Source organism: Streptomyces sp. NPDC046925 (assembly GCF_040644915.1).
GTDB lineage: Bacteria > Actinomycetota > Actinomycetes > Streptomycetales > Streptomycetaceae > Streptomyces.
On sequence record NZ_JBEYWZ010000008.1, the window covers coordinates 159362 to 176108 of the forward strand.

A 16747-nucleotide genomic window follows, 5' to 3' on the forward strand; every position below is an offset into this window, starting at 1 on the left:
TGGCCATACGCAGACGCGGGCACGGATCTAGCGTGGAGAAAGGCGTCACCATGACCTCAGTGCAGGTCGAAGAGCATCACGACGGCAATGAGGCCGACGGAGCGGGCGGCTCGTCCGGTTCGTCAGGCGAGGGCTATCAGCGCGGGCTCGGGGCCCGGCAGATCCAGATGATCGCGATCGGCGGTGCCATCGGCACCGGCCTGTTCCTCGGCGCGGGCAAGGCCATTCACAAGGCCGGTCCGAGCCTCATCCTGGCGTACGCCATCGCCGGCCTCGTCATCTTCTTCATCATGCGGGCCCTGGGCGAGCTGCTCATGTACCGCGCCGTGTCGGGCTCCTTCTCGGAGTACGCGCGCGAATTCATCGGCCCCTTCTTCGGGTACGTGACCGGCTGGACGTACTGGCTCTTCTGGGTCGTCACCGGCATCACGGAAGTCACGGCAGCGGCCCAGTACATGCAGTACTGGACCCATGACGCCATCCCCCAATGGGGTTACGCGCTGATCTTCACGGTCATCCTGTACGGCGCCAACCTGATCTCCGTGAAGCTCTTCGGCGAGCTCGAGTTCTGGTTCTCGATGGTCAAGGTCACCGCGATCATCGGCATGATCCTGATCTGCGCCGGCATCCTCACCATCGGCTTCTCCGACGCCGGTGACACCGCCTCCGTGACCCACCTGTGGGACCAGGGCGGCTTCTTCCCGAACGGCATCGGCTCCACGCTGATGACGCTCCAGATCGTGATGTTCGCCTTCCTCGCCGTCGAGCTGGTCGGCGTCACCGCGGGCGAGTCCAAGGACCCCAAGACCGTCCTGCCCAAGGCCATCAACACCGTGCCGTGGCGCATCGCCGTCTTCTACGTCGGCGCGCTCATCATGATCCTCTCGGTCGTGCCGTGGACGGAGTTCGTGCCGGGCGTCTCGCCGTTCGTCGCCGCCTTCGACAAGATGGGCCTCGGCGTCGGCGCCGCGATCGTCAACTTCGTCGTCCTGACGGCCGCGCTCTCCTCCTGCAACTCCGGCATGTACTCCACCGGCCGCATGCTGCGTGACCTGGCGCTCAACGGCCAGGGACCGGCGTTCTTCACCAAGCTCACGAAGAACGGCCTGCCGCTCGTGGGCACCACCTTCTCCGCCGCGCTGATGCTGGTCGGCGTCTGGATCAACTACCAGTGGCCGGGCGAGGCGTTCAACTACGTCGTCTCCTTCGCGACCATCTCCGGCATGTGGGCCTGGATCATGATCCTGGTCTGCCAGATCAAGTACCGCCGCAAGGCCGACCGCGGCGAGCTCCCGCAGTCCACCTTCCGGGCGCCGGGCGCTCCGTACACGAGCTGGTTCGCGCTCGCCTTCATCGCGATGGTCATCGTGATGATGGGCATCGACAAGGACGCGCGGATCTCGCTCTACGCGGCTCCGGTGTGGGCGCTGATCCTCGGCATCGGCTACCTGGCCATGCAGCGCAAGAACAAGGCGTCGGCGGGCGGCGGCCAGTCGGGCCCGAAGGACGCGGTCAAGTCCTGACCGACGGGTTCTGACCGACGGGGCCCGCCCGACGGGTCCCGATCACCGTCTGATCACCGCTGATCCCAGCATGTGGGCCGGTTCGTACCACTCTTCGGTACGGGCCGGCCCTTCTGCTTATCCTGGCTGCCATGCTGACCCTCACCCAGGCCCTCCACGACCAGATCGTCGCGCACGCGCGCCAGGACCACCCCGACGAGGCCTGCGGTGTGGTCGCGGGCCCCGAGGGCACCGGCCGCCCGGAACGCTTCATCCCGATGCTGAACGCGGCCCGCTCGCCCACGTTCTACGAGTTCGACTCGACCGACCTGCTCAAGCTCTACCGCGAGATGGACGACCGCGACGAGGAGCCGGTGATCGTCTACCACTCGCACACGGCGACCGAGGCATACCCCTCGCGCACGGACATCTCGTACGCGAACGAGCCCGCCGCCCACTACGTCCTGGTCTCCACGGCCGACACCGACGACGCGGGCGAGTTCCAGTTCCGCTCCTTCCGGATCGTCGAGGGCGAGGTCACCGAAGAAGAGGTGAAGGTCGTCCAGGCATACTGAGCTCACCTTTCGGGCGGCAGGACCCAGGAAGCCGGTGCGAATCCGGCACGGTCCCGCCACTGTGACCCCTCCCCTCGCGGGCGGGGCAGTCAGGAACTGACCTGCCGCCTCTTTCTCCCACGACGCAGGGGACGCGGAAATCCCCTGGAGGAGGCAGCTCAGCCATGTCCCGCCCCATACGCGCGACCCTGCGCGTGCTCATAGCCGCGGCCCTGCTCACCCCGCTCGCCGCGTGCTCGTCCACCTCCGACGGCAGCACGTCCAAGCCGGAGTCCAAAGCCCCCGGCTTCCCGTACACGGTCACGAACTGCGGCGTGAAGACGACGTACGACGCCCCGCCGAAGCGTGCCGTGACGATGAACCAGCACGCGACGGAAGTCATGCTCGAACTGGGCCTGGAGGACCGCCTGGCCGGGACGGCGTACCTCGACGACAAGGTCCTGCCGAAGTACGCGAAGGCGTACGCGGACACCCCCGTCCTCGCCAAGGAGTACCCCTCGTACGAGAAGCTCCTGGCCGCGAACCCCGACTTCGTCTACGGCGGCTACGCGAGCGCCTTCCTCGCGGGCGAGGGCCGCAGCCGCGCGGCCCTGGCCAAGTCCGGCATCGAGAGCCGCCTGAACGTCGAGGGCTGCGCGAAGAAGGCCGTGACCATGGACGACGTCTACCGCGAGGTGCGGCAGGTCGGCTCCACCTTCGGGGTACGGGCGCGCGCCGACCAGTGGGTCAGTGGCGCCGAACGCGAACTGGCGGACGCGGCGAAGAAGACGCAGGACCGCGAGCCCGTCCCCGTCTTCGTCTACGACAGCGGCGACAAGAGCGCGTTCACGGCGGGCGGCCGGGGCATCGGCAACGACATCATCGAACGGGCCGGCGGCCGCAACGTCTTCGCCGACCTGGACAAGTCCTTCGGCGACGCGTCCTGGGAATCGGTCGTCGACCGCAACCCCGAGGTGATCGTCATCCTCGACTACGGCGGCACGACGGTGGCCCAGAAGAAGAAGCGCCTCCTCGACGACCCGGTCCTGGCAGACGTCCCCGCCATCAAACACAAGCGCTTCGCGACCCTGCCGCTGTCGGACGCGGTCACGGGGGTGAGAGCACCGACGGCGGTGAACAAGCTGGCGGACCAGCTGTGAACATCCAGCCCGTCCGGCGTTTGAGGACGAACTCGGCGAAGCCGGTGATGTACGGCAACCGGGACGGGGTCAACAGAAAGCTCCGTTACGGCGCGGTTGTCACAGGGCTGCTCGCGGCCCTCGCGGCAGCGGTCGTCGCGGGGCTTGCGCTGGGCTCCGTCCGCATCCCGGCGCCCCAGGTACTGGAGATCCTCACGGGGAGGGCGGAGCTCTCCCCGTTCCGCACCATCGTCCTGGACGTAAGACTCCCCAGGGTCCTGCTCGGCGCAGCCGTAGGCGCCGGGCTCGCAGTCATCGGCACGGTCCTCCAGGCCCTGGTGAGGAACCCCCTGGCCGACCCGTTCCTGCTCGGCGTCTCCTCCGGCGCCTCGGCCGGAGCCGTCGCCGTCATCGTCCTCGGCAGCGTCTTCGGCCTCGGCGCGGGACTCGCCACCACCGTCACCATCCCGGCCGCCGCCTTCGCGGGAGCCCTGCTCTCCCTGCTCGTCGTCTACACCCTGGCCAGATCGGGAGGCGGCGGCTTCGCCACCGGCCGACTGATCCTCGCCGGAGTGGCCGTCTCGTACATCCTCTCCGCCCTGACCAGCCTCATCCTGATCATGGCCGACAGCGCGGACCACCTGAAGGAAGTCCTGTACTGGACGCTGGGCGGCCTCGGCAGCGCCCGCTGGGACATGCTCGCCCTGCCCGGCACCGCCCTCATCGCGGGCACGGCGCTGCTCATCGCCCTGGCCCGCCCCCTCGACCTGCTCCTGGTCGGCGAGGAGGGCGCCACCGTCCTCGGCCTGGACACGGCCCGCTTCCGCGCCGCCGTCTTCGTCCTCGCCTCGCTCCTGACCGGCGTACTCGTCGCGTACAGCGGAGCCATCGGCTTCGTCGGCCTGATGGTCCCGCACGCCGCCCGGATGCTGGTCGGCGCCGCCCACCGGGCGCTCCTGCCGGTGGTGGCCCTGATGGGCGCGGTGTTCCTGGTGGCCGCCGACCTCGCCGCGCGCACGGTCGCGGCGCCGCAGGACATCCCGGTGGGTGTCCTGACCGCGCTGACGGGCGGCCCGTTCTTCCTGTGGATGCTGCGAAGGAACCGTACGGAGGCAACCGCATGAGCAACCCGGCGGCGATCCTGACCACCGAGTCCCTCACCTACCGCACGAGTGGGAAAACCCTCGTCGACGACGTCACCCTGCACGCCGCCAGGGGCGAGACCGTCGGCCTCGTCGGCCCCAACGGCAGCGGCAAGACCACCCTCCTGCGCTGCGTCTACGGCACCCTCACGCCCACCGGCGGCCGCGTACTCCTGGACGGCGACGATCTCGCGACCCGCTCGGCCAAGGACCGCGCCCGCCGTATCGCCACCGTCCCGCAGGACGGACACACCGGCTTCGAGCTCACCGTCCGGCAGATCGTCGCCATGGGCCGCTCCCCGCACAAACGCTTCTGGGAGGCGGACACCGCGCAGGACGCCGCCCTGGTCGACGGGGCGCTGGCACGCGTCCGCGCCGCGGACCTCGCACACCGGACCTTCGCCGGGCTCTCCGGCGGCGAGCGCCAGCGCGCCCTGGTGGCGAGGGCGCTGGTGCAGGAGCCCGCGGTCCTCGTGCTCGACGAACCCACCAACCATCTGGACATCCGCTACCAGCTGGAGATCCTGACCCTGGTCCGCGATCTCGGCACGACGAATCTCCTGGCCCTGCACGACCTCAATCTGGCGGCCTACTACTGCGACCGCCTGTACGTGCTCGACGCCGGACGTCTCGTCGCGTCAGGAGCACCGAAGGAGGTCCTGACCAGCAAGCTCCTCGCCGAGGTCTACGGAGTGACGGCGGAGGTCGCGGTGCATCCGGCGACCGGCGCACCGACGGTCACCTACCTCCCGTCAGCCGCGCCCCGACTGCCCTCATCCACGTGATGGACGCCAAGCGTCCACCATGCGAGATCACATTCCAGAACCCGGACCGGGAATCGATACGATGACCGCATGGTTCCCCACGACGTGAGCGACAAGATGCCGGGCATGCTGCTCGTTGCGCGTCTGCACGTCGATTTGTGCAGGCTCTCGAGCGCGATCTGTTCGCGCTGACAGCCGCCGCCGTACGGCCGTGAGCCGCGGCGCCACATCCGCGTAGAGCCTCGCGCAGCGAAGCATCACGCACCCGCACTTGCGCACCCGCACCACCGGGCCGCCGCGCGCCCACCCACGTGACTTCTTCCGACAGGAGCCCCCAGCCATGGCCATCGAGGTCCGCATCCCGACCATCCTCCGCACCTACACCGACGGCGCCAAGGCCGTCGAGGGCAGCGGCGACACCCTCTCCGAGCTCTTCGCCGACCTCGACTCGCGGCACGCGGGCATCGCCGAGCGCATCGTGGACGACGGCAAGCTGCGCCGCTTCGTGAACGTGTACCTGAACGACGAGGACGTCCGCTTCCTGGACGGCATCTCCACCAAGCTCACGGACGGCGACAACGTCACGATCCTCCCGGCCGTGGCCGGCGGCATGGTCTGATCGCGGATGCCTCGCTACGACTCCCCGCTGGCGGCCGTGGGCAACACGCCCCTGGTCCGCCTGCCGCGCCTTTCCCCCTCCGACGACGTCCGCATCTGGGCGAAGCTGGAGGACCGGAACCCGACCGGATCCATCAAGGACCGCCCGGCGCTGCACATGGTCGAACAGGCGGAGAAGGACGGGCGGTTGACGCCCGGCTGCACGATCCTGGAGCCGACGTCCGGCAATACGGGCATCTCGCTCGCGATGGCCGCCAAGCTCAAGGGCTACCGCATCGTCTGCGTCATGCCGGAGAACACCTCGCAAGAGCGGCGTGACCTCCTCGCCATGTGGGGCGCGGAGATCATCTCGTCCCCGGCGGCGGGCGGCTCCAACACGGCGGTACGCGTCGCCAAGGAGCTGGCGGCCGAGCACCCCGACTGGGTGATGCTCTACCAGTACGGGAACCCGGACAACGCGGGCGCGCACTACGCGACCACCGGCCCCGAGATCCTGGCCGACCTGCCGTCCATCACCCACTTCGTGGCGGGCCTGGGCACCACCGGCACGCTGATGGGCGTGGGCCGCTTCCTGCGCGAGCAGAAGCCGGACATCAAGATCGTCGCCGCGGAGCCCCGCTACGACGACCTCGTGTACGGCCTGCGCAACCTCGACGAGGGCTTCGTCCCCGAGCTGTACGACGAGTCGGTCCTCACGACCCGCTTCTCGGTCGGCTCGGCGGACGCGGTGACGCGGACCCGCGAGCTTCTCCAGCAGGAGGGGATCTTCGCCGGAGTCTCCACCGGCGCCGCGCTGCACGCGGCGATCGGCATGGGCAAGAAGGCGGTGGCAGCGGGGGAGTCCGCCGACATCGCCTTCGTGGTGGCCGACGGCGGCTGGAAGTACCTGTCGACCGGCGTCTACACGGCGGAGACGACCGAGGCAGCGATCGAGACGCTGCAGGGCCAGCTCTGGGCCTAGGGCTTTTGCGCCCGGCAGAGCGGTTCATCACCGGCTCCGCCGAGTTCGTCCTCAAACGCCGGACGGGCTGGATACCTCCAGCCGGTCCGGCGTTTTCGGTGTCCCCCCGGTGTGCACAGCCCGCTCGGTGTCTGAGCATGAGCTCGGCGCAGCCGGCGATTTCCCGAGCCGAGAGCAGACCCCGCCCGCCTAACCGGCCAGGTACCGCACCTGATCCCACAACGCCGGGTCGACGATCCCCGCCCGCCTGCGGAACTCCCACACCGGGACATCCCGCAACTCGTCCGTCTCCAGAAAGCTGGGCCGCCCCCGCGCATCCCCGACCGACCCCGGCGGCAGCGGAATCACCCCGGGCCGCTCGTCGTGGTACTTACTGGTGATCTTCGCGACGACCGCGCTCTCACCCCGCACGGACAGCACCAGACAGGGCCGGTCCTTCTCGCCGGGCCCGTCCTCGTACGGCACCCGCGCCCACCAGATCTCCGCAGGTTTCGGCGCGGGCAGCTGACGCCGCGGACCGCGTGGCCGGCGCGACGGCCGACGCGGCGGACGGCCCGGCGGACGGGTGGTCCGACCGCGGGGTCCGCGGTTGCTGCGACCCCAGCCGTCCACCACGGTGGCGACCACGGCGAGCACCACCACAGCGGCCAGAGCGAGCCACCACGACGTATCCATACCGCAGACGGTACCGGCGCGCACCCCGCCCCGCGCGCCCCCCGAACCGGTGACAGCGCAGGTGAGTTCTCCCACAACGGCCCTCGGCGGAGGAGCGACCGGCCCTTTTGCGCCTTACGCTCGACGGATTGAAGCACTCCGCGAAGAGCCTCTCGCAAGGCTCGTCGCGAGCCCCGCAAGGCCCCCGCACAACCCCCGTTTCGCCTCCGGAGGTCTCCGCTCCATGAAGCTCACCGTCGTCGGCTGCTCGGGGTCGTTTCCGTCCGCGGACTCGGCCTGTTCGAGCTACCTCGTAGAGGCCGACGGCTTCCGGCTGCTGCTCGACATGGGCAATGGTGCCCTCGGCGAGCTGCAGCGCCATGTCGGTCTTTACGACCTGGACGCGATTTTTCTCAGCCATCTGCACGCCGACCACTGCATCGATATGTGCGCCTATTTCGTGGCGCGCTACTACCGCCACGAAGGCGGCCGCTGCGCCCCCATCCCGGTCTACGGACCCGAGGGCACCGAACAGCGCCTGACCACGGCCTACGCGGACACCCCGTCGGCCTCCTCGATGAGCGAGGTCTTCGACTTCCACACCGTCAAGCCGGCCTCGTTCGACATCGGCCCCTTCTCCGTCCGTACGGAGAAGGTGTTCCACCCCGTCGAGGCGTACGGCATCCGCGTCGAGCACGGGGGCAAGTCCCTCACGTACTCGGGAGACACGGGTGTGTGCGGCGCGCTCGACGAACTGGCCGCCGACACCGACCTGTTCCTGTGCGAGGCCGCCTTCACGCACGGCAAGGAGAACATCCCCGACCTGCACCTCAACGGCCGTGAGGCGGGCGAGTCCGCCCAGCGCGCGCGAGCCGCGCGTCTCCTCCTCACGCACATCCCGCCGTGGACGGACCCGCAGGTGAACCTGGCGGACGCGCGAGCGGCGTACGACGGCCCCGCCGAACTCGCGAAGGCCGGCCGGGTCTACGAGATCTAGCGCCGCCTCCCGCGGCCCTAGCGCCGGGTCCCGCGGCCGCCGAGCGCCATCCTGTTCCAGGTGTGGCGGCGGCCGCGGACCGCGACCGAGTAGGCGTACATGACCTCCGGATCGCACATGCCCGGCAGGTAGGAGTCACCGAAGTGGTGGGCGTCGACGCCCACTTCCTTCGCGGTCAGGGCCAGCTGCGGCACGACGTTCGCGTGGCTGCCCTCCTGGCTGGTGCCGATCGCCCCCATCACGACGGCCCCCGCGTCCTGCACCGCGGCCACGGCCTCGGCCGCCAGCTCCTTGGTGACACCCGGCAGCGTCCCCGGCAGCGGCATCACGACGCCGTCCGCGCCCGCGTCCACGAGCGAGGTGAGCCGGGCGGCCGTGACGCGCTCCGGGTGACCGGCGTGGTGCATCTTGCCGCTCCAGAGCGCGACGTCGTCGCCGAGGCCCTGCCGCAGCTCCTCGGTGACCCGCGTGAGCCCCTCGTACGAACCGCCCGTCCCCGGATTCGCCGTCAGGCACAGCATCGCCGCACCCATGTCGATGAGCCGCTTGGCGTACTCGGGCTTGGCGCGGCGGATCTCGGGGACGTCACCGGGCTCCAGGTTGATGCCGACGGGCCGGCCGATGAAGGCGGCGAGCTCGGCGATGGAGTCGAACGTGCCCAGGCCCGGCAGATCGAGCCGCTCGCCGTCCCAGGCCCGCTCGATCAGGTTCAGTACGACGATGTCGGCGCCGAAGGCCGCGACGAGCTCGGCGTTGTGGACGCCGGGCATGCCGGGCATCGGCACGAGGGCGGCCCGGTCGGCGAACACCTCGCCGACCATGGTGCGGCCCTCGGCGGCGGCGACCGAAGCGGTCAGGGCGCGACCGCGGAGGGCGGAGAGCTGGTCGCGGTCGAGGTCGAGGATGCGCGGTGTGTTCATGCTCCGACCGTAAGCCGCCGGACACGACGAAGCCCCGCACCGTTGGTCGCAACGGTGCGGGGCTTACGTCCTGAAGTGTGACGTCCCGAAGTGTGACGTCCCGAGGTGAGGCGGGAGGCTACTTCGCCTCGGCCTTGAGGAGCTCGGCGAGCTCCTCGTCGGACTCGCGGCCCGGCGTCGGGAGGTTCCACTTGGTGATCGCGAAGCGGAAGATCACGTAGTAGACCGCGGCGAAGCACAGGCCCACCAGGGCCAGGCCCCACGGGTTGCTCGCGATGCCGAGGTTGAGGAAGAAGTCGACCGCTCCCGCCGAGAAGCCGAAGCCGTCCTTCATGCCGAGCGCCCAGGTCAGCGCCATGGAGACACCGGTGAGCACCGCGTGGATCGCGTACAGGACCGGGGCGATGAACATGAACGTGAACTCGATCGGCTCGGTCACACCGGTCACGAAGGCGGTGAGCGCGAGGGAGAACATCATGCCGCCGACGACCTTGCGGCGCTCGGGACGGGCGCAGTGGACGATCGCGAGGCAGGCCGCGGGAAGGGCGAACATCATGATCGGGAAGAAGCCGGTCATGAACTGTCCGGCGGTCGGGTCACCGGCGAGGAAGCGGTTGATGTCGCCGCTCTTGCCCTCGTACGAGCCCGCCTGGAACCACGGGAAGGAGTTCAGGAGGTGGTGCATGCCGACCGGGATCAGCGCACGGTTGGCGACACCGAAGATGCCCGCGCCCACGGCGCCCGAACCGACCAGCCACTCACCGAAGTTGTGCAGGCCCGTGCCGAGGATCGGCCAGATGTAGCCGAAGACGATGCCGAGGATCAGACCCGCGAAGGCGGAGAGGATCGGCACGAGACGGCGGCCGCCGAAGAAGCCCGCCCAGTCCGGCAGCTTGGTGCGGTAGAAGCGCTGGTAGAGCAGGGCGACGACGATGCCCATCACGACACCGCCGAGGACCTTGGCGTCCACCGGCGCTTCCGTCATGACTATCTTGCCGTCGACGACCGTGGCGACCTTGTCCAGGTTCGGGTCGGTGAACGTGGCGAGGACGTTCTTGAAGACGAGGTAGCCGGTGACGGCCGCGAGGGCCGTCGAGCCGTCGGACTTCTTGGCGAAGCCGATCGCGATGCCGACGGCGAACAGCAGCGCCATGTTGTCGAGGATCGCGTTGCCGCCCGCGGCCATGAAGGAGGCGATCTTGGTGACGAAGGCAGGGAAGGAGTCCCGGCCGAGCATGTCGGGGTTGCCGAGGCGGACGAGCAGGGCGCCTGCCGGCAGCACGGCGACCGGCAGCATGAGGCTGCGGCCGATGCGCTGCATGACAGCCATCACGCCGGCGCCCTTCTTCTTCTCGGCCGCGGGAGCGGAACTGGCCGTGGACACAACTTCCTCCAGTGGGCAAGGCGCCGCCAGGGGACATGGAAGAGGGGGACGGCGGCGTCTCCGAAGCCGCGGCGGGACGGCCGCGTGGTCTACACCAATTAGTGGTGTAGACCTGTTGTAGCACGGTGAAGGTGACGTAAGGAACCCACGAGTTTTGTGGGGTCCGCCATAACGCGAAATAAACGCGGAAAGCCCCCCGGACGATTTCGTCCAAGGGGCTTCCGGTTGGCTGCGGACCGGTCGGCGACGACGGCCCTGACGGCGGCTATGCCTTCGTCTGCTCCGCGTCCTGTGCTTCCGCTTCTTCCTCTGGCTCGCGTCCCGGCGTATGCAGGTCGAACTTGCGGATCACGAAGCTGAACAGCACGTAGTACACGACGGCGAAGACCAGTCCGATCGGGATGATCAGCCAGGGTTTGGTCGCCAGACTCCAGTTGATGACGTAGTCGATCAGGCCCGCCGAGAAGCTGAAGCCGTCCTTGACCCCCAGGGCCCAGGTCACCGCCATCGAGACGCCGGTGAGGACCGCGTGGATCGCGTACAGGGCCGGCGCGATGAAGAGGAACGAGTACTCGATCGGTTCGGTGATGCCGGTGACGAACGACGTCAGACCCACCGACAGCATCAGGCCGCCGACCACCTTGCGGCGCTCCGGACGGGCCGCGTGCGTGATCGCGAGGGCGGCGGCGGGGAGCGCGAACATCATGATCGGGAAGAAGCCCGACGTGAACTGGCCCGCCGTCGGGTCGCCCGCGAGGAACCGGTTGATGTCACCGTGCACCATCGTGCCGTCCGGCTTCTCGAAGTCGCCGAACTGGAACCAGACGAACGTGTTCAGGAACTGGTGCAGGCCGATCGTGAGCAGCGCGCGGTTGGCCACGCCGAAGATCCCGGAGCCCAGCCAGCCGAGGTCCACCAGCCACTTGGAGAAGCTGGTCAGGGCGTCACCGACGGGCGGCCAGACCCACACGCACAGACCGGCGAAGACCAGACCGACGAAGGCCATGATGATCGGCACCAGACGGCGCCCGTTGAAGAAGCCGAGCCAGTCGACCAGCTTCACGCGGTGGTAGCGCTGCCAGAACCACGCGGCGAGCAGGCCCATCACGATGCCGCCGAAGACCCCCGGATTCTGGTACGCGGCCTGCGCGACCGTCCCGTCCTCCGCCACGCAGACGCCGCTCCACATTCCCGCGGCGCCGAAGGTGGTGTCGGCGGGGCAGTCGTCGGGGAAGGCGCGGAGCACGGCGTAGTAGACGAGGAAGCCCGTGACCGCGGCGAGCGCCGTGGAGCCGTCCGCCTTCTTGGCCATGCCGATCGCGACACCGATGCAGAACAGCAGGGGCAGGCCGAGCGCGGAGTCCAGGAGCGAACCGCCCGCCGCCGCGAAGACCTTGGCGACGTTGTCCCAGCCGAGACCGTCCGCACCGAAGACGTCCGGCTGGCCGAGGCGGTTGAGAATGCCGGCGGCGGGCAGGACGGCGATGGGGAGCTGAAGGCTGCGGCCCATCTTCTGCAGGCCCTGGAACAGCCCGTTCCACCACTTCTTCTGCGGCACCGCCGCGGCGTCGGTACTCATCGGCGTCCCCTCCGGAACAAGCCAGGTTTGGCGGTCGTTGGAAACTGGTGTAGACCAGTTGCGGAACGGGTGCGATGCCGTCCCCCGAGGGACCCTTGAGGGGCGGCATGAGGGATGGCACCTTGATCGTCATCATTGGGTACGAGTGCCATAACCGCCCGCGAAGATGCTCCAACCGTGCGTTACCGTGGCAAAGCGGACCTACGGTGTGGTGAGGCCGCGTCCTTTAAGAACAGGGAGAACACCATGGCCAGCAAGGCTGAGAAGATCGTCGCCGGGCTCGGCGGCATCGACAACATCGAAGAGGTCGAGGGCTGCATCACCCGCCTCCGCACCGAGGTCAAGGACCCGGCACTCGTCGACGACGCCGCGCTGAAGGCCGCGGGCGCGCACGGCGTCGTCAAGATGGGCACCGCGATCCAGGTCGTCATCGGCACCGACGCCGACCCCATCGCCGCCGACATCGAAGACATGATGTGAGCCGGTCATAACGTGAGCCAGTCATGACGTGAGCCATTGAGCCCACCCGCCGAGGGCCCCTGCCGATCACCGGTAAGGGCCCTCAGCCATGTGCCGATAGGGTCACCCGCATGTCCTCCACGCCCCGCATCGACGGCCGCACCCCCGAACAGCTCCGCCCGATCACCATCGAGCGCGGCTGGAGCAAGCACGCCGAGGGCTCCGTCCTCATCTCCTTCGGCGACACCAAGGTCTTCTGCACCGCCTCCTTCACCGAAGGCGTCCCGCGCTGGCGCAAGGGCAGCGGCGAAGGCTGGGTCACCGCCGAGTACTCGATGCTGCCCCGCTCCACCAACACCCGCGGCGACCGCGAAGCCGTACGCGGCAAGATCGGCGGCCGCACCCACGAGATCTCCCGCCTCATCGGCCGCTCCCTGCGCGCCGTCATCGACTACAAGGCGCTCGGCGAGAACACCATCGTCCTCGACTGCGACGTCCTCCAGGCCGACGGCGGCACCCGCACCGCGGCGATCACCGGCGCGTACGTGGCGCTCGCCGACGCCGTCGCCTGGGCCCAGGGCAAGAAGCTGATCAAGGCCGGCCGCAAGCCCCTGACCGACACCGTCTCCGCCGTCTCCGTCGGCATCGTCGGCGGCGTACCGCTCCTCGACCTGCGCTACGAGGAAGACGTCAAGGCCGACACCGACATGAACGTCGTCTGCACCGGCGACGGCCGCTTCGTCGAGGTCCAGGGCACCGCCGAGGCGGAGCCGTTCGACCGCAAGGAGCTCAACGCCCTGCTCGACCTCGCCGTCGGCGGCTGCGAGGACCTCGCCGCGTTCCAGCGCGAGGCACTCGAAGCGACGAAGTAGCCGGTCGACCGGTCGGCCGATGGTTGCCTGCCCCGCCGCCAACTCGACGGCCCGACAGGCAACCACCGGCCCTCCCCGGGCGTTCTTACGAGTACGAGCGCACGCGCACAGCCGCGCGCCCGTACCAGCACCCGGGGAGGGATCCACGCATGGCCGCGCGCCACCGCCGTATTGCCATCGCCATCACGTCAGTTCTGATCGCCGTACCGGCGGGCATCGGCCTCGTCGGCTGCGACGCCGTCAACAAGGCGCTCGACTGCGTACAGACCGCGGACGCCATCGCCGACAGCGTCACCGACCTCCAGCAGGCCGTCGAGAAGGCGGGCGACGACCCCACGCAGGCGGACGAGGCACTCGACAAGATCGACAAGAACATCGACGAGATCGGCGACAAGACCGACGACACCGACGTGAACAAGGCCGTCGACGACCTCGACAAGGCAGTCGGCAACGTCCGCGACGCCGTCGACAAGGGGGACGCGACCCCCGACCTCAAGCCGATCGTGGACGCGACGAGCGAGCTCACCAAGGTCTGCACGCCGTAAGGGTCCGGCGGCTTGGATACTGATGGGCATGACCCGCCTCATCCTCGCCACCCGTAACGCCGGCAAGATCACGGAACTCAAGGCGATCCTCGCCGACGCAGGCCTCACCCACGACCTCGTCGGCGCGGACGCCTACCCCGAGATTCCCGACGTCAGGGAAACCGGCGTCACTTTCGCCGAGAACGCCCTCCTCAAGGCCCACGCCCTCGCCAAGGCCACCGGCCTTCCCGCCGTCGCCGACGACTCCGGCCTCTGCGTCGACGTCCTCGGCGGAGCCCCCGGCATCTTCTCCGCCCGCTGGGCCGGCCGCCACGGCGACGACGCCGCGAACCTCGCACTCCTCCTGGCCCAACTCGGCGACATCGACGCCGACACCCATCGCGGCGCCCACTTCGCCTGCGCGGCAGCCCTCGCCCTCCCGGACGGCACGGAACGCGTGGTGGAAGGCCAACTCCGCGGCACCCTGCGCCACACCCCCGCGGGCTCGGGCGGCTTCGGCTACGACCCGATCCTCCAGCCGGAGGGGGAGTCGCGCACGTGCGCGGAACTCTCGGCGGCGGAAAAGAACGCGATCAGCCACCGCGGCAAGGCGTTCCGGGCGCTGGTGCCGGTGGTGCGGGAGCTGTTGGGCTGAGGGGCACATAGGAATGACCTGCGATCGATCCTCTGATTCGCAGGTCATTTATCGTGCGGCGGAAGGGATTCGAACCCTCAAGCCCGATCAAGGGCCACAGATCCTAAGTCTGCTGCGTCGCCACTGCGCCACCGCCGCTAGCCGCCCGTCGTCAGCTGTGACGGGCGGCTGTAAGTGTACGAGGGTCGGCTGCTATCCGGCGAGCCGCGTCCTCCCCTTCTGCCTGCACCACGTATCCGTCAGCGCGTGGCAGTTGGGGCACAGGTACCGAAGGTTCTCCGTTCCCCTCCCCGTCCGGCCGCGCGTTCGCAGCCTCGTACGGGCTGACGAACCGTTTATCGGACAGTCGCCACCGGGATGCGGAACGGCCCGCCCCGCTTGCGTGCGGGGCGGGCCGTTCCGGGGCGGGGCGGGGTCAGAAGCGCGGGGTCGGGGCCGCTGATTCGACCATTTCTGCTGCTTCCTCCTTTGTGCCTACCGATGGGGGCGAACCCTCCAGCGGCTGCTGGGCCGTTTCCTTCATGCAGGCCACCGCGATGACACCCACCAGCGCCGCCGCCATCGAGTAGTACGCCGGGATCATGTCCGTGCCCGTGATGCTGATCAGGGACGTGATGACCAGGGGAGCCGTGCCGCCGAAGAGGGAGGCGGAGAGGTTGTAGCCGACGGACAGGGAGCCGTAGCGGACCGACGTCGGGAACAGGGCCGGAAGCGTGGCCGACATGGTGCCGAGGAGGCAGACCAGGGAGAGCCCCAGGAGGAGCATGCCGGCGGAGACGGCGACCAGACTGCCCTGCTTGATCAGGAGGAACGCCGGGATCGAGATGACCAGGAAGCTGACCATGCCCGTCATCAGGAGCGGCTTGCGGCCGAAGCGGTCGGAGAGCTTGCCCACCTGCGTGATGATCAGCATCAGGATCACCATCGTGCCGATGAGCAGCAGCAGCCCGTGCGAGTCGTCGTAGCCGAGCTCGTCGGAGAGGTACGTCGGCATGTACGACAGGAGCATGTAGTCGGTGATGTTGTACGCGCCGACCAGGGCGATGCAGAGGATCAGCTTGGGCCAGTGGTCGCGGAAGATCTTCGCGAGGTCGCCCTTAGCGGTCGTCTCGACCGTGGACGCGCCTTCGGACGCCGCGTGGAAGGTGGCGTCCTCCATCTTCTGGAACGCCGGTGTCTCGTCGAGCTTCAGACGGAGGTAGAGGCCGACGAGGCCGAGCGGGCCCGCGACGAGGAACGGCAGGCGCCAGCCCCACGATTCCATGGCGTCCGAGCCGAGGGCGCTGTTGAGGATGAGGACGAGGCCCGCCGCGCCCGTGTACCCGGCGAGGGTTCCCATCTCCAGGAAGCTGCCGAAGTAGCCGCGGCGCTTGTCGGGGGCGTACTCGGCGATGAAGGTCGACGCGCCGCCGTACTCGCCGCCCGTGGAGAAGCCCTGGACCAGGCGGAAGAAGATCAGCAGGACGGGTGCCCAGAAGCCGATCGTGGAGTAGGACGGGATGAGTCCGATGGCGAGGGTGCCGATCGCCATCATGATCATCGTCAGGGCGAGGACCTTCTTGCGGCCGATCTTGTCACCCATGGGGCCGAAGACCATGCCGCCGATGGGGCGTACCAGGAAGGAGACCGCGAAGGTGGCGAAGGACGAGATCAGCTGGACCGTGTCGTTCCCGGACGGGAAGAAGACGTGGCCGATGGTGACGGCCAGGTAGCTGTAGATGCCGAAGTCGAACCATTCCATGGCGTTGCCGAGCGAGGCCGCTTTGACGGCTCTTTTGACCGCGGCATCGTCTGTGACCGTGATGTCCGTGCGTCGCAGGGGCGGATCCTTGCGGCGTTTGACGGCGCGGAAGAGGGTGCGGTGGCGCTTCACAGCCTCAAGATCGGCCGCTGCCTCGTCGTGGGCCGCCATGGGTAGTCCTTCCGTTCTGCGAATAATCCTCCTGGCATCACTTGCTCGATCCGCGCCGACGCAAACGAAAGCCCCCTTCAAAGGGGGCTTTCGTCACACTCGGAGAGGGCT

At 68.9% G+C, this 16747-nt stretch carries 18 protein-coding genes, 1 tRNA gene and 1 riboswitch; of the genes, 13 read left to right on the top strand and 6 right to left on the bottom strand.

The genetic code is table 11. The features are described 5' to 3' along the window. Positions 1–50 precede the first annotated feature (50 nt). The 8 genes from ABZ906_RS29340 (at position 51) to ABZ906_RS29375 (ending at position 6680) form a co-directional block, all read left to right on the top strand. Positions 51–1523, top strand: a complete 1473-nt coding sequence (locus ABZ906_RS29340) for an amino acid permease (RefSeq protein WP_361186663.1) — start codon at positions 51–53, stop codon at positions 1521–1523. Positions 1524–1654: 131 nt separating this feature from the next. Then, positions 1655–2077, top strand: coding sequence for a M67 family metallopeptidase (locus tag ABZ906_RS29345; protein ID WP_361186660.1), 423 nt, complete (start codon positions 1655–1657; stop codon positions 2075–2077). Next, positions 2041–2197: riboswitch (cobalamin riboswitch) on the top strand. (Overlaps the previous gene by 37 nt.) 44 nt (positions 2198–2241) lie before the next feature. Continuing rightward, positions 2242–3216 carry an ABC transporter substrate-binding protein gene (locus ABZ906_RS29350; RefSeq protein ID WP_361387695.1) on the top strand — a complete coding sequence of 325 codons (975 nt, stop codon included), beginning with the start codon at positions 2242–2244 and terminating at the stop codon, positions 3214–3216. A 47-nt stretch (positions 3217–3263) separates the two neighbouring features. Next, complete coding sequence (locus tag ABZ906_RS29355) at positions 3264–4319, top strand: iron ABC transporter permease (RefSeq protein WP_361388025.1); 1056 nt, start codon at positions 3264–3266, stop codon at positions 4317–4319. Next, a complete protein-coding gene (locus ABZ906_RS29360; protein WP_361387698.1) occupies positions 4316–5122 on the top strand; it encodes an ABC transporter ATP-binding protein in 807 nt (268 codons plus the stop codon). Before ABZ906_RS29355 ends, ABZ906_RS29360 begins: the two co-directional genes overlap by 4 nt. A gap of 69 nt (positions 5123–5191) precedes the next feature. Continuing rightward, positions 5192–5293: a putative leader peptide gene (locus ABZ906_RS29365; protein WP_336605789.1), complete on the top strand. Its 102-nt coding sequence runs from the start codon at positions 5192–5194 to the stop codon at positions 5291–5293. 148 nt (positions 5294–5441) lie between these two features. Then, entirely contained in the window at positions 5442–5720 is a 279-nt protein-coding gene (locus tag ABZ906_RS29370) for a MoaD/ThiS family protein (RefSeq protein ID WP_361186652.1), read from the top strand. 6 nt (positions 5721–5726) lie between these two features. Then, on the top strand, positions 5727–6680 hold the full coding sequence (locus tag ABZ906_RS29375) for a cysteine synthase (protein ID WP_361186649.1): 954 nt from the start codon (positions 5727–5729) through the stop codon (positions 6678–6680). A 189-nt stretch (positions 6681–6869) separates the two neighbouring features. On the opposite strand, the gene ABZ906_RS29380 is transcribed toward ABZ906_RS29375, so the two are convergent. Further along, entirely contained in the window at positions 6870–7355 is a 486-nt protein-coding gene (locus ABZ906_RS29380) for a type II toxin-antitoxin system PemK/MazF family toxin (RefSeq protein WP_361186647.1), read from the bottom strand. 223 nt (positions 7356–7578) lie between these two features. On the opposite strand from ABZ906_RS29380, the gene ABZ906_RS29385 reads away from it, so the two are divergent. Next, positions 7579–8331, top strand: a complete 753-nt coding sequence (locus tag ABZ906_RS29385; protein ID WP_361186644.1) for an MBL fold metallo-hydrolase — start codon at positions 7579–7581, stop codon at positions 8329–8331. Positions 8332–8348: 17 nt separating this feature from the next. Here ABZ906_RS29385 and ABZ906_RS29390 read toward each other — a convergent pair whose 3' ends face one another. The 3 genes from ABZ906_RS29390 to ABZ906_RS29400 form a co-directional block, all read right to left on the bottom strand. Beyond that, positions 8349–9251, bottom strand: coding sequence for a hypothetical protein (locus tag ABZ906_RS29390; protein ID WP_361387701.1), 903 nt, complete (start codon positions 9249–9251; stop codon positions 8349–8351). 118 nt (positions 9252–9369) lie between these two features. Continuing rightward, complete coding sequence (locus ABZ906_RS29395) at positions 9370–10635, bottom strand: PTS transporter subunit EIIC (protein WP_361186639.1); 1266 nt, start codon at positions 10633–10635, stop codon at positions 9370–9372. Positions 10636–10900: 265 nt separating this feature from the next. Then, the gene (locus ABZ906_RS29400) at positions 10901–12214 is read right to left on the bottom strand and encodes a PTS transporter subunit EIIC (protein WP_361387704.1); all 1314 of its coding nucleotides are present in this window, start codon (positions 12212–12214) and stop codon (positions 10901–10903) included. 246 nt (positions 12215–12460) lie between these two features. Here ABZ906_RS29400 and ABZ906_RS29405 point away from each other — a divergent pair, with 246 nt between their 5' ends. The 4 genes from ABZ906_RS29405 (at position 12461) to rdgB (ending at position 14724) form a co-directional block, all read left to right on the top strand. Next, positions 12461–12694, top strand: a complete 234-nt coding sequence (locus tag ABZ906_RS29405) for a PTS glucose/sucrose transporter subunit IIB (protein WP_055568676.1) — start codon at positions 12461–12463, stop codon at positions 12692–12694. Positions 12695–12804: 110 nt separating this feature from the next. Then, the gene (rph, locus tag ABZ906_RS29410) at positions 12805–13545 is read left to right on the top strand and encodes a ribonuclease PH (protein WP_361186634.1); all 741 of its coding nucleotides are present in this window, start codon (positions 12805–12807) and stop codon (positions 13543–13545) included. A gap of 149 nt (positions 13546–13694) precedes the next feature. Further along, a complete protein-coding gene (locus ABZ906_RS29415; protein WP_361186632.1) occupies positions 13695–14090 on the top strand; it encodes a hypothetical protein in 396 nt (131 codons plus the stop codon). A 28-nt stretch (positions 14091–14118) separates the two neighbouring features. Further along, a complete protein-coding gene (gene rdgB / locus ABZ906_RS29420; protein WP_361387707.1) occupies positions 14119–14724 on the top strand; it encodes an RdgB/HAM1 family non-canonical purine NTP pyrophosphatase in 606 nt (201 codons plus the stop codon). Between the two features lie 54 nt (positions 14725–14778). Here the strand turns inward: rdgB and ABZ906_RS29425 are convergent. Next, positions 14779–14862, bottom strand: a tRNA-Leu gene (locus ABZ906_RS29425). Between the two features lie 277 nt (positions 14863–15139). After that, positions 15140–16636 (bottom strand): glycine betaine/L-proline transporter ProP, encoded by a 1497-nt coding sequence (gene proP, locus ABZ906_RS29430; RefSeq protein ID WP_361186627.1) that lies wholly within the window; start codon positions 16634–16636, stop codon positions 15140–15142. Positions 16637–16747: the final 111 nt, after the last annotated feature.